Raw genomic sequence first — 13,746 nt, 5'->3', positions numbered from 1 at the left:
TACTAGAGGCTGCTCAGAACGATGTAAAGTCTATTTTTACTTTTTCGCACTTAAGTGCTGAAATTATCAGCAAAAGCCTATTTTCAGCGCTTTTCTACCCTATGCCCCGTCGTTTATTTAGCCAAATCGGCCATTAATATAATCATGAGTCAGCTTGTGTTCTGGGTCGTTGAACACTTTTTCGGTACTGTTCACCTCAACCAAGCTCCCTAAGTGGAAGTACGCCGTGCGGTCAGACACACGCGAGGCTTGTTGCATGGAGTGCGTGACGATCACTATGCTGAAGTTTTTCTTCAGATCAGCAATCAGCTCTTCAATAATACCGGTGGCAATCGGGTCAAGGGCTGAGCATGGTTCATCCATCAAAATCACTTCTGGCGCGACAGCAATGGTGCGAGCAATGCATAGCCGCTGCTGCTGACCACCAGATAAGCCTGTGGCAGGCTGGTCGAGGCGATCTTTCACTTCGTTCCATAGCCCGGCTCGAGTCAGCGATTGCTCCACTAACTCATCGAGATCGGCTTTGCTGTCGATCAGTCCATGAATTCTCGGGCCATAGGCCACGTTGTCATACACCGATTTAGGGAACGGATTAGGACGCTGGAAAACCATGCCCACTTGCGAGCGCAGTTCCACAATTTCTGTCTCTTTGTGGTGAATATCTTCACCGTCGAGAATGATGTCGCCGGTCACCACACAGCCGGGAATGGTGTCATTCATTCGATTTAAACAGCGCAAAAAAGTGGATTTGCCGCAGCCTGATGGACCGATCATCGCGAGAACTTCTTTCTCGCCAATATCAAGACTCACGTCTGCGATCGCCGGTTTTGCGCCATGCTCGTAGTTCACAAAGACATTGCGCGCCGTCATTCGCGGATTATCAACAAAGGGCACACCACAGGTTTCTTTGGGGGCTGCGGTATTTTGGGGCGTCGTGTTCACTGTTTGCTCTGTAAGAGTTCCGTTAGTCATGGTTGTTGTCGTCATGGTTTTCTCTCCCGACTTACCAGCGTCGCTCGAGACGCTTACGCATAATCACGGCGCAGGCATTCATAAAAGCAAGGAATGCCAGCAGCACCATAATTGCGCCAGAGGTGTTTTCGACAAAGCCCTTTTCAGGATTCTCTGCCCATAAATAGATTTGTACAGGTAGCGCGGTCGCCGCATCGAGTGGCCCAGATGGAATGTCGACAATAAACGCCACCATACCGATCATAAGAAGCGGTGCGGTTTCACCTAGCGCTTGTGCCATCCCAATGATGGTGCCGGTGAGCATGCCTGGCATCGCTAATGGCAACACATGGTGAATCACCATTTGCATCTTGGAGGCCCCTACCCCTAGCGCGGCGTCACGTACCGAAGGTGGTACCGCTTTAATAGAGGCACGGCTGGAGATAATGATGGTTGGCAGCGTCATAAGGGTAAGCACCAAGCCGCCCACAACCGGCGCAGAACGCGGTAAGTCAGCAAAGTTAAGGAATACCGCCAGCCCCAGCAAACCAAACACAATCGAAGGCACGGCCGCGAGGTTATTGATGTTAATTTCAATGATCTCGGTAATGCGGTTGCGTGGCGCAAACTCTTCCAAGTAAATCGCCGCGGCTACCCCAATCGGAAAGCTCAGCACTAGGGTGACCAGTAAGGTGTAGAAGGATCCGACCGTCGCACCCCAAATTCCAGCGAGTTCGGCATCGCGGCTATCACCATTGGTGAAAAAGCGGGTGTTAAACACGGTACGGATCCGATCATCGCTTTGCAGTTGGTTAAACCAACCAATGTGCTTGTCTTTAAACTGACGATAAGACTCCGGTAAGTTGCCGTCGATATTGCCTTTGTTGAACTGGTTGACGTTGTCTCCAGCAAGCGCCCAAATATCGATTTGCTGTCCAACAAGGCTAGGATCTGCGGCTACGCGGTCGCGCAAATCGTACTCCGCCCCCGTGGAAAGGAAGCGGAATAGCTCGCGCTTATCCGTACGTGACGTCACGTCTGGCAAGGTAGCAAAAATGGCATCGGCCAGTACCGAGCGATAGCTCAGGTATTGCAATGTTTCGTCATTGAGCGGTTTGCCCTCAATGCCAAGCTTTTCGGCGCTTAAATCGACCGTGAGGCGAATTTCTGTGGTGTAGAAGGCGGTATAGCCTTGCGAGATGATTGACCCAAGCAATACCACCAAAAACGTAAACGCCAACAAAATCGACCCAATGCCATACCAACGAAAGCGTCCTTCGCGTCCGCGTCGTTTGGCAAGGCCTGCTTTTACTCGCGCGCGCTTGTTTTGCGCGATCTGTGCAATTTTATCAGTCATATTGTTCTCGATATTTCTTCACAATACGGAGCGCAACAAAGTTCAGCGCTAGCGTCACAACAAAGAGCGTCAAACCCAGTGCAAATGCGGCCAAGGTTTTCGGGCTATCAAACTCTTGGTCGCCCACCAGCAGGGTTACGATCTGCACGGTAACCGTGGTGACCGAATCAAGTGGGTTCGCGGTGAGGTTAGCCGAAAGGCCAGCGGCCATGACTACAATCATGGTTTCGCCAATGGCACGGGATACGGCAAGCAAGAGTCCCCCGACAATGCCCGGTAACGCGGCTGGAATAACCACTTGGCGGATGGTTTCAGATGGCGTTGCCCCCAGCCCGAGCGAGCCATCGCGCAATGACTGCGGCACGGCGGTGATCACATCGTCGGATAATGAAGACACAAACGGGATGATCATCACCCCCATGACAAACCCTGCCGCCAGTGCGCTTTCCGAGGATGCACTCTCAAACCCGATCGCTTGCGCAACGTCACGGATCACCGGTGCCGCGACTAATGCAGCGAAAAAGCCATACACCACGGTCGGAATACCAGCGAGAATTTCAAGAATCGGCTTCACGATACTGCGTACACGCGGTGAGGCGTATTCAGCGAGATAGATGGCACTCATCAGCCCTACAGGCGCCGCAATACACATGGCGATAATCGAGATCATCAAGGTGCCGGTGAACAGCGGAATCGCGCCAAAAGAGCCACTTGCCCCTTGCTGATCTGCGCGCAAAGCAATTTGCGGTGACCACTCCGTCCCGAAGATAAAGTCGGTAATCGAGATCATCTGGAAAAAGCGAAGGGCTTCAAACAGCACTGAGAGCACAATGCCTAGCGTGGTCAGAATGGCTAACGTCGAACAAAGCAGCAAAAACGCCTGCATCACGTTCTCGACACGGTTGCGGGCCCTTAGCCGCGGCCGCAGCGAGCGCCATCCAAAGGCAAATCCGGCCAACGCCAATGTTGTCATGACGGTAAAACGCAAGGTGTTCCCTAACGCATGGAGGGATTGATAGTGTTCAGCCGCTGCTAACAAGACAGCATCGTCAGTTTGGGTGATGCCACTGGCAATGTTCCCGATTTGGCTGTAGACCAAATCATGGCTATTGATGCGCACAAGGTAGCTATCTGGGATCTGTGCCATCACCAAACTGTGGATCAAGTTCGGCTCCACGGCTTGCCATAGCAGCAGTAGAATCAACGCCGGAATGGCGGCGAGAATCGCAACATAAGAGCCATAGTAGTTGGGGCGAGAGTGAAGCTTGCTCAATCCACCAGCCATATCGGCCAGTTTGATTGAACGTGTTCGAGCAAGAAAGAAGCCTGAAATTGCAATCAGCGCAATTACGGTCATCAACATGGATGTGGTCATTGTTCCTCCTGAACACGAATAAAGGTGACACAGCGCGTGTGCCACCTTTTCGCGTTCACACTGCAATTACAAATTCGGGTTTAGGTTCACCGCTGCAGTGCGTACGTTGTTCCATTCTTGGCTTGCCAATGGGATCAGACCACGGTCGGTCAAATAGCCCATTTCGCCGATAGCATCTTCTGCCGTAAAGGCATTCACATACTCTTTCAAGCCTGGGATCACATCTTCATGCGCTTTCTTCACATAGAAGTAGAGTGAGCGTGATACGGGATACTCGCCACTACCAATCGCATCAAACGTCGGCTCAACACCGGCAATTTTTGCGCCTTGAACTTTATCGGCATTCTGCTCGAGGAAGCTGTACCCAAAGATACCGAACGCATCTGGATTTGCTTCAAGCTTTTGCACGATCAAGTTGTCGTTTTCGCCCGCTTCGATAAAGGCACCATCTTCACGCATACCGTGACAAATGGCTTTGAATTTGTCTTCATCACTGTCTTCTAGCGCGGCGATTTCAGGATATTGAGAACAGCCTGCTTCCATAGCGAGTTCAACAAACGCATCACGTGTACCTGACGTTGGTGGTGGACCTAGCACTTCGATCTTGGTTTTCGGCAGCGATGGGTTCACGTCTTTCCACGTTTTGTGTGGGTTGTCGATGAAGTTGCCTTTGCCGTCCGGCACGGTTTTAGCCAGTGCGGTGTAAAGATCTTTCAGTGATACGTCATATTGTGGCGATGCTTTTGAGTTCGCAAAGGCGATGCCGTCATAACCAATTTTGATTTCGACGATGTCGTCTACGCCATTGGCTTTACAACGCTCAATCTCAGAGCTTTTGATTTTGCGTGATGCATTCGTGATATCTGGTGTATTTTCACCCACACCTGCACAGAACAGCTTCAAGCCACCGCCTGAACCAGTTGATTCGATTTTGGGTACTGAGTATTGCGACGTGCGACCGAAGCGCTCAGCAACCACAGTAGCAAAAGGGTAAACGGTAGAAGAGCCAACGATGCTAATGTAGTCACGGTTTGCGGCCGTTGCGCTACCCGCGGCCAATACGGCCATTGATACTGTAGTAGCAGCAAAGAGAGCTTTGAGTTTCACATCAACCTCCAAGTCGATTGTTTAAGTTAGTGCTGTGCAAATTGTCCAACCTGCACATGACGAAGAACTCGGTTAGCTGTGAAACACCTTAAGCAGGGTTCGTGACACTTCCTTGATGAGACGATGAAGCTTTAATGACAGGCCGATCCTTTGGTAAGCAACGCAAAAATTGGCGCTCACACGCTCGCGTTGCGCGGCGGTATCGCTAGGATATAGCCAAGCTTTTTCGTGCTGCAACGCCGGTTAGAAACGGGTATAAGCACTATTTAAGTCGTGTGGCATGGGGCTGCACAGCATCCTAGCGTAAAACAGGGAATAGCCGTAAGGATTCATCATGGCGGAGCCAAACGATAGCCTCGCGCGCTCAATTAAGTCGCATCGGGCGAGAATAAAAAACACCCAATCCCAACCCAGTAAACCGTCGGTTCTGTTTTTGTGTGATGGGCTTCAGGGCGCCTCGTTAATGGCAAGCGCCATTATGCAGAACAAAGCCGGAGCGTTTTTTGAGATCGTGTGCTGTCACACCAGTCCTGACATGGCAACCGAGCCGGCCGCACGGGCGTTGATTCAATTTCAAATCTCAACCGCGGACATTGTGCCGGTGCCTTTGGCCAGCTTATCGTTAAACTATGTTGACTATTTAGTCGCCCTTTCACCCGCCGCAGTGCAATCGGGCCTTGCACTGCCCAGCTATGGCAAATTTGTACCCTGGGATGTTTCCGAGCAGACCAACGCCAGCACAACCGCGGTACTGCGAACCATCAATCACAACGTGAATTACTTTCTGTCTCTCTATTTATTTCGCTAGTTCAGTTCATCCCACAAAAAATGCGCCGGTTAGGCGCATTTTGCATATATGGCTACTGTGAGATGTTAGAGTCGAAACGCTTGGGCTTGCTCGCGAATGCTGGCGTTTTCTTTCTCCAGTCGCTCATAGGCGTCCCGCGTTTTCTCTGCAGTCTCTGCGAGCGACTCCGCGGCACGGTGAATCGCCGACACATTTTGGTTCAGATCGCCCGCCGCCGTGGTTTGCTCCTCTGTGGCGGTCGCAATCGCTCCGGTCATTTCGGACACTTGCTGTGTCGCTGCATTAATCGTTTCAATTGCTTCTGCCGCGCGTTTCGCGTCATCCAAGCTTTTTTGGGTAAGCGTTTGACTCTCCGTCATCACTTGATAGGCCTGACGCGCTTTGGTTTGTAATCCTTCAATGATTTGATTGATCTCATCCGTGGATGACTGGGTTTTAGTGGCTAATCCACGAACCTCGTCAGCGACCACCGCAAAGCCACGGCCGGCCTCCCCCGCTCGCGCCGCTTCAATCGCAGCATTCAGTGCCAACAGGTTGGTTTGCTCTGCAATTGTACTGATCACTTCAGACACTTTGCCGATACTCTCACTGTCTGCGCTCAAAGCTTCAATAACTTGCGACGCCTTATTTACTTGGTCCTGTGCCGCCACACTTTGCTGATACGACTGCTCAAAAGTCTTTCGCCCTTGCTCAGCGTAATCGCGTGATTTATCCGTTTGCTCCGCTGCATTGACCGTATTGGTAGCAACTTCCCCAAAGGTCGATTCCATCTGCGTCATCGCGCTCGCTAATTGTGATAACTCGCCACGCTGTTGTTCAACACTCCTGACGGTGTCGGTCACTTGGTTGGATAGCTCATCACTCACCGCTTGCAAACGTTCAGTTCCCGCAACTAAAGCGCTAATCAGTCCGGTTACACTGCTTTGCATTTGGTCAAATGTCTGCGCTGCTTGCCCGAGTTCATCACGATTAAACGCATCCAAACTAAGACGTTGGGTTAAGTCGCCACTCTCAACTCGCTGCATCTGCGCGACTAAGCGCGCAAGCGGACCACGAATACGCTGTTGAAGAAGCAGGGCTACCCCAATCATTAACGCGATCAATGCAATAATCACCGCGATGCCAATATAAACCAGCTGTTCGATTTTGTTCGCCTCGCGCGTTTTAATCGCGTTGGCTTGTTCTTCTATCGATGCTTGTAAGGTGGCAAGGTTCTCCACAATTTGATCAAAAGGTGCCAGCATCGGCCCAAGCATTTTACGACGCGCATCCTCCATCTGACCGTTATCAATCAAACTGATATAGTCGTTCTGCATTTGGCGATACGCATCCAGCCTGTCGGCAATATCTGCCACTGCTTGGCTATTGGCATCTCGTACCGTCAAAGCTTCCATGTCAGATAAGGCTTGGCTAACTGCTTCGTCATTACGTTCAATTTTCACCAAAATATCTCGGTGTTCTTGGCGGCTATCTGTCAGGCCATAATCAAGCGCAAAACGACGATAGGTCACGGTGAAATAACGAAGATCAGAGACGGTGCTAAGAAGTCGAACATTTCGTTCAACAACGTCGTTAAACTGTACTTTCACCGTTTTAATTTCGCTAAATAGATAAGCGCCACTGACCGCAACAGCGACGCCTAATGTGAGAAAGATTACTCGTAGGTATTGAATGATCGTCATTTTGCCCCCGCTACACCTATTGGCATTGATAAAAGAATAATTATTCTTTTGTCAGTAAGCTAACGGGTACGACCAATCACTGTGATAGGTTCAATCTAAGTCCATTTTTCATTGTCACAAAAACTCGCGACTGTAGGCCAGAAGCAGACGTTATGCCACCAGTAACAGTAAACCATGACAGCCCACCACACCTGCAGTCAATCGGCCACGCATCACTTGGTAAGCAGCGGGCTGCTGCTCCTCACGTTCGCTCTTTCGGATCCATTTTTCAGCCAACCATACCGCCAAGTAACCCGCAGTGAGAATGCCAGTGGCGATCACGTATTGCGTTGCCCCTTGAATGAGCGCACCCCATGCCAGTAGAGCGAATAAGTTACTCAGCAATAAGGCATTACGACTGAGTTTATGGGAAAAATGGTCGATACCATTGCCCCACAACACGCCAGATAAGAAACTTAAAATCACCGCACTGTAGCTTAAAAATAGCTGCTCACCACTGAGTCCAAATAAGGTTAAATCGGCCCAAGTAATAATTACCCCGCCAATAAACGGAACCAAACCCAGATAGCCAAGTTGCAGCATGGTATCGCGCGCAGAAGGTTGAGGTTTCATGAAGCTACTCCCATCAAAAAAACGGTCACGTTGAGGTCTGTTTTCAGTATACGAAGCCCAGTCTGACTTGGTCGTCTTATCGACATTTTTTGCTGATTTTCTCGGCGTTTTACAACTTTTAGCTGTGATTTGTCCCTCAGTTTTTTGCAAATATAGCGAATATTGAGTACATTGCTGCCCGAATTCGTTTTCACAGGCTGCTAATTTTTGCCGACAGCAGCCATGCGGCGAGCCGATAGTTCGTCAATTTTTCCGCTTGTTTAAGGAGCACCATTAGCGCTTACCGCTACCCTAATTTTTCGCGTTTGAAAGAGGAGTTATTCATGTCAACGCAACGTACACGAAGTACATCCGGCGCCGAATCAATGCGCCCGACTTACCACCCATTTGAAAACCGCGTAACCCAAAGCGGCCTTTTCAAAGGCGTTCACAAAAATATGATGATCGCCGCTACCCTTCTGGTTTTCGCCTTCGTTCTGTTTACAGGCTTTAACACCGATCTTGCTGCCACGATTTTTGCAACTGCACGAGGCTGGGTCGAATCCACCTTTGGTTGGTACTACATGATGGTGCTAGTGTTGCTTCTCACGACCAGCTTGATCATTGCCGTCACGCGCTTAGGCAGCATCCGTCTGGGAGATGATGACGATCGCCCCGAGTTCAGCACGTTTTCTTGGTTAGCCATGCTTTTTTCGGCTGGTGTCGGGATTGGCGTACTGTTTTTTGGGGTAGCCGAACCCACGTTCTACTTTGATACAAGTGGTGCGTTCGGCTACCCCAACAACCCGTATGCCGATATGGCTGGGGCGACCTCCATGGGCTTTGACCGTGCCGCCGATGCGTTGCGAGTCACCTATTTCCATTGGGGCTTTCATGGCTGGGCGGTGTATGTGATTGTCGGGCTCGCGTTGGCCTATTTTTCGTTTCGTAAGAAACTGCCTCTGGCCCTACGTTCGACCGTCTATCCACTCATTGGTGAGCGTATTTATGGCCCGATGGGGCATGCCATCGATATTCTTGGCGTGCTGGGTTGTGTCTTTGGGGTTGCGACCTCACTGGGGTTAGGCGTCAGCCAAATTGCCGTGGGGCTGGATCGTTTATTTGGGATTGATCCCGGCGTGGTCACTCAAGTAATACTCATTGCGCTGATCTCTGTGGCTTCCATTATGTCTGCGCTATCTGGCGTGGGTAAAGGGATTCGGATTATCTCTGAGTGGAACATTATTGTTTCTGCCCTTGTGATCGCCTACTTCCTGTTTGGTGGCCCGACAACTTGGCTGATTCAGATTTTTGGCGTCTCGCTGGGTGACTACTTGGTGAACTTTATGCCAATGGGACTGTGGTTCCCTGATGAGCAAGGACCCTCGGCATGGCAAAATGCGTGGACCATTTTCTACTGGGGATGGTGGATTGCGTGGGCGCCCTTTATTGGCCTGTTTATTGCGCGTATTTCACGCGGTCGCACCTTACGCGAATTTATCTTTGGTGTGCTGTGTGCGCCAACACTAATGATTTTTGCGTGGCTCGCTATCTTTGGTGGTAATGCCCTACATCAAGAGCTTGTCGCTGACACTGGGATTGGTAGCGCAGGGATCATTGATTTGGTGAATAGCTGGGACTTACCCGCTGCACTCTTTGCCAGTGCCGATGGGATCACTGGCGGTGGTATCACGGGATGGATCCTCAATGCCATGATGATTTTCTTGCTATTTAGCTGGTTTATCACCTCGTCGGACTCTAGCACGCTGGTGCTTACCACGATCCTTTCAATGGGCAATGAGCATCCACCGAAGCGTTTCCGTATTTTTTGGGGGTCGATGATCGGGGCGGTTGCCGCCGTGCTGTTGGTCGCAGGCGGCTTGAAAGCACTGCAAACGGCCAATATGGTCACCGCATTGCCTATCAGTATCCTTCTGATCCTCATGACAATCAGTGTGCTGAAATCCTTGCTTGAAGAGTCGATGGGTAAATCGACTGCATCGAACACATCGCAAGCTAAGCAGTAAATCTGAGTGGGCACGTAACAAAAGCGCCACCGCATTGGGTGGCGCATAGCAACTGATAAGACTCTCACCACTGACTCACATTTATTTGTAATGACGCCACTAATTTATCTGACAAGGTAACGGTTGAGCGTTTATCGAACTAATTCGGCAGTTCAAGACCATCTTTCTTACTAACCTCTGTGATATCACGGGTAAATATTTCCCATAGGACAGACTAGGACGTATGCGCAGATTCAGCCGCGAAGAGCAACACTCTCGTCTACAGCCTGACATAACTTGTTAAAGATAACGCTAGGCTGCATAGACCAAGACATTTTCTTGGTCGAGCATTCAACCTGGCCACAGCTTGTATCACCTCTTCTTCAGTGATTTCACGCAGGTAAGTACTCTTGAGGGTATACTTACTGAGCACCCTGGAGGTCCAGTAATATGAGCCTAGCCGTAAAGTCTAAACCTTCTTTATAAATCATTATATCTAGAGATTACATTCAAATTATATTGAACCATCCCTCAAACCTCTGGTCAGAGTCCTATGAGTGAATTTATAAAAATATCTACCAAAAGAAGAAAATAAAATATGAAATAGAAATTTTATCCCTTATTAATTATGATAATACGACACCTAGATTTTTCAATATAATGGAAACCCTATAACCATAGATCTAGTTTATTTTCAGCGAAAAGGGAACATATTATGCCTGCAATGAAAAATTTTCCGACACTTATCGAAAAAGCATTAATAAATATTTTTTTCACTTTCATCATCTCTATGCCTGCGAATGCAAGATTAGTATCAGAAAATCAGCTGTTTCGGTCGATCCCATTCTCTTTACGAGATAGCGACAAGCCTATGATTGCAGTTACTATTGGTGAAAAAAAAGGAGTAGTCATGTTTGATAATGGTACACCAGATGCCGTATTTTTAAATCGTGACGCTCTTTCTTTACCCGAAAGTAAAGTGATTAGTACTGGGTTTACTGCTTCTGGTCAATTTATTGAGGTTAAGGAGCATCCTGCACCTCTAATTAAAATCAGTGGGCAGAAACTTCCAGTTACCAAATCTATTCGCAGCGGAAATTTTGGCTTTACTTCCAATAGCTTAGGTAATGACTTCCTGGGATTTATTGGTAAAAAATTGATTGACAAGAATGCTTTTATATTAGATTTCAAACGCTATCAACTATTAATTTTTAAAACAGGAAGAGACGGTTCTATTCTGATCTCTTCTCCGAGAAACAGTGATATATCTATTTCGATTCCTTTCACGACTGAAAATGACGCGCTACCTACAGTTAAGGGCATTTTAGGTGGTTCCCCTATACTGATCGATTTCGATACTGGTGACAGTGGCACCTTGTACGTCACAGACAACGAACGTGAAATGCTGATTAATAAGAATATACTAGTAAATTCTGGCAACCGTTGGAAATTGCAAAGATTTAGTATTGGCGAAGTAACCTTCCAGTCTACCATTATAAATATTATTATAACCGGAAGTGTACACGATCATCGAACGATTAATAAAAATAATCAACTCCGACTAGGATCTAATTTTTTGTCTAGACATCCTTCTATCATTAATTTTGCTAATCAAACATTGACCATTTTAAAACCGAGAAATAGATTCCTAGAAAAATTATCAATATCAGATTAAAATCATAGTAATTATGAGCTTATTTATATTTACTATCACCGTAGATACCTAATACTGTTCACAAAACTCTATAAATTTTTTCAATAAAGGATTCTTATATTTATCCTTATGCATTACCATCCAAAAATCTCTACGCATAGGGTAATTTAATTCTATTCGACTAATACGGCCATCACGAATCGCGTATTGAGCAGAAAGTGACGATAGACAACCTAGCCCGAAACCGTTAGCCACGCAATTTATCAATGCTTCAGTCGTGTTCAACTCTACACTTTTTTTCCAATGTTCTATATTAGGCGCTATCTTATTTAAGAAGAAAGTTCGTGATCCTGAACCTTCTTCTCTTAAAACCCAGTGGCTATTATTTAAATCTTCGAAATTAACTTTTGATTTATTTATAAGGTGATGATTTTTAGGAGAAATAATACACATAGAGTCATGGTTAAAGACACGAGATACTAAATCGTTTTCATATGCTTTCCCTTCAACTAATGCTATATCCAGTTCGTAATCTAAAAGCTTTTTATGAATATATTCCGAATTTGAGATCAATATTTTCTGTGAGAAATGCTCCTGTTTTTTCCTAAAATCACTTAATAGACAAGGTAGTAAGTGATTACCTATAGTGTCACTAGCTCCAATTCTTAGAGTACCTGTGACAGGTGCGTTATCTAGAAAAAGACTATCGATTGTGCTCACTCTACTTATCAATTCATCTGCAAGTGGCAGTAATTTCTGGCCTTCTTGGTTTAGCATGAGCCGGTTATTTATACGATCAAATAATGGGTGCCCTAGCTGTTTTTCAAGTTCACTCAATGCCATGCTGACGGCAGCCTTAGACAAAAAAAGGGATTCAGAGGCGGCAGTCAGCGTAGTGTGCTGAGTGATGGCGACAAATACTTTGAGCTGTTTCAGTGATATATTCATTATCGTTTAGTTTTCCTTAACAGAGGTTTAATATAATTATATTTTTATCAACATGAACCTAGTATAAGATCATCTCCAAGATAAGACAAAAGGTTATATTCACGATGTTTAAGCATGTAAAGACTAAATTACCAAGTGTACCTTCACCCGTGGCTGGATTAGCTCTTGGTATAGCTAGCCTTGGTTGGGCATGGGAGAACGTATTCAATTTGAGCGGCTTAGCACAGTATTCAGGAGCCACTATAGCTAGTGTTTTTTTGTTGATTTTACTACTAAAGTTTTTCTTACACCCTCAACTATTAAAAGAAGACTTATCTCATCCAGTAGTCGGTAGTGTTCTACCAACATTTGCTATGTGCACACTAATCATTTCTAACTCTCTCGGGCAGTTTTATCCTGTCGCTGGTGACCTACTCTGGATGTTAGCACTTTTATTACATTTAGTTTTTCTGTCTATTTTTGTTTATCATCGTGTCAAAAAATTTAAAATACAGCATATGGTTCCAAGTTGGTTTGTCCCTCCCGTTGGTATAATCGTTGCTGATGTCTCATTCTCGGGAAATCCTGAACTTATTATATTCGCAAAATTAGCATTGTACTTTGGAATTACAGCATATGCCGTGATGTTACCGATAATGATTTACCGAATCATTTTCGAGCCACACATACCTTATGCTGCTCAACCAACCATAGCTATTTTAGCAGCGCCAGCAAGCTTATCTCTAGCTGGTTATTTAAACATAATAAGCACACCATCCCCTATTATCGTCGCATTATTATTTGGTATTGCCACATTAATGACATTTATTATATACGTAGCATTCTTTAAGCTTCTACGCCGCCCATTTTGCCCAGGGTATGCAGCGTTTACATTCCCTATGGTTATTGGTGCCACTGCACTATTTAAACTAAGTAAGTGGATGATCACCATGAATATTGACCTTAGATTTATTAATCAAATAGAGTATCTAGCATTAGTCGAAATAATTATTGCTAGTCTGGTTGTATCACTTGTTTTTTTTCATTATTTGTTACATTTTAAATCATTAATACTTGCACAAGAAAAGTAAATAATATCTTATCCCCATTAGTATAATTAACCGCGAAGTGCAACACTCTCGTCCGCAGCCTAGCAGAACTTGTTAAAGATAACGCTAGGCTGCCTAAAGCCAAAACATGTTCTCGGTCGAGTATTCAAGCGGGCAACAGTGTTATCGCCGATGTAAAATTGACCCACTAACGTCGATTTAAAATTGATCCACCTTAG

At 46.6% G+C, this 13,746-nt stretch carries 11 protein-coding genes; 4 read left to right on the top strand and 7 right to left on the bottom strand.

Annotation, left to right across the window (positions count from 1 at the left end):
• Nucleotides 1-117: 117 nt before the first annotated feature.
• From pstB to E8E00_RS05315, 4 genes are all read right to left on the bottom strand, one after another.
• The gene (pstB, locus tag E8E00_RS05330; protein ID WP_371414231.1) at nucleotides 118-972 is read right to left on the bottom strand and encodes a phosphate ABC transporter ATP-binding protein PstB; all 855 of its coding nucleotides are present in this window, start codon (nucleotides 970-972) and stop codon (nucleotides 118-120) included.
• Between the two features lie 31 nt (nucleotides 973-1,003).
• Complete coding sequence (gene pstA / locus E8E00_RS05325) at nucleotides 1,004-2,308, bottom strand: phosphate ABC transporter permease PstA (RefSeq protein ID WP_077479195.1); 1,305 nt, start codon at nucleotides 2,306-2,308, stop codon at nucleotides 1,004-1,006.
• Nucleotides 2,301-3,683, bottom strand: coding sequence for a phosphate ABC transporter permease subunit PstC (pstC, locus tag E8E00_RS05320; RefSeq protein WP_096628826.1), 1,383 nt, complete (start codon nucleotides 3,681-3,683; stop codon nucleotides 2,301-2,303). Before pstC ends, pstA begins: the two co-directional genes overlap by 8 nt.
• 66 nt (nucleotides 3,684-3,749) lie before the next feature.
• On the bottom strand, nucleotides 3,750-4,790 hold the full coding sequence (locus tag E8E00_RS05315) for a substrate-binding domain-containing protein (RefSeq protein WP_069588285.1): 1,041 nt from the start codon (nucleotides 4,788-4,790) through the stop codon (nucleotides 3,750-3,752).
• Nucleotides 4,791-5,124: 334 nt separating this feature from the next.
• Here E8E00_RS05315 and E8E00_RS05310 point away from each other — a divergent pair, with 334 nt between their 5' ends.
• Nucleotides 5,125-5,598: a hypothetical protein gene (locus E8E00_RS05310; protein WP_096628829.1), complete on the top strand. Its 474-nt coding sequence runs from the start codon at nucleotides 5,125-5,127 to the stop codon at nucleotides 5,596-5,598.
• A 65-nt stretch (nucleotides 5,599-5,663) separates the two neighbouring features.
• Here the strand turns inward: E8E00_RS05310 and E8E00_RS05305 are convergent, their stop codons facing one another.
• Both E8E00_RS05305 and E8E00_RS05300 read right to left on the bottom strand, forming a co-directional pair.
• A complete protein-coding gene (locus E8E00_RS05305; RefSeq protein WP_096628832.1) occupies nucleotides 5,664-7,280 on the bottom strand; it encodes a methyl-accepting chemotaxis protein in 1,617 nt (538 codons plus the stop codon).
• Nucleotides 7,281-7,430: 150 nt separating this feature from the next.
• On the bottom strand, nucleotides 7,431-7,892 hold the full coding sequence (locus E8E00_RS05300; RefSeq protein WP_240531893.1) for a DUF3429 domain-containing protein: 462 nt from the start codon (nucleotides 7,890-7,892) through the stop codon (nucleotides 7,431-7,433).
• 323 nt (nucleotides 7,893-8,215) lie between these two features.
• Between E8E00_RS05300 and E8E00_RS05295 the strand changes: the two genes are divergently transcribed.
• Together E8E00_RS05295 and E8E00_RS05290 are read left to right on the top strand one after the other, a co-directional pair.
• Nucleotides 8,216-9,898, top strand: coding sequence for a BCCT family transporter (locus tag E8E00_RS05295; RefSeq protein WP_096628835.1), 1,683 nt, complete (start codon nucleotides 8,216-8,218; stop codon nucleotides 9,896-9,898).
• Between the two features lie 694 nt (nucleotides 9,899-10,592).
• Nucleotides 10,593-11,552 (top strand): hypothetical protein, encoded by a 960-nt coding sequence (locus E8E00_RS05290; RefSeq protein ID WP_096628838.1) that lies wholly within the window; start codon nucleotides 10,593-10,595, stop codon nucleotides 11,550-11,552.
• A gap of 48 nt (nucleotides 11,553-11,600) precedes the next feature.
• Here the strand turns inward: E8E00_RS05290 and E8E00_RS05285 are convergent, their stop codons facing one another.
• Entirely contained in the window at nucleotides 11,601-12,482 is an 882-nt protein-coding gene (locus E8E00_RS05285) for a LysR family transcriptional regulator (RefSeq protein WP_205907400.1), read from the bottom strand.
• 101 nt (nucleotides 12,483-12,583) lie between these two features.
• On the opposite strand from E8E00_RS05285, the gene E8E00_RS05280 reads away from it, so the two are divergent.
• Nucleotides 12,584-13,549 (top strand): TDT family transporter, encoded by a 966-nt coding sequence (locus tag E8E00_RS05280; protein WP_096628844.1) that lies wholly within the window; start codon nucleotides 12,584-12,586, stop codon nucleotides 13,547-13,549.
• Nucleotides 13,550-13,746 lie beyond the last annotated feature (197 nt).

This window comes from Salinivibrio sp. YCSC6, from assembly GCF_004916735.1.
Lineage (GTDB): Bacteria > Pseudomonadota > Gammaproteobacteria > Enterobacterales > Vibrionaceae > Salinivibrio > Salinivibrio proteolyticus.
This window is presented reverse-complemented; position numbering and strand designations above follow the sequence as displayed.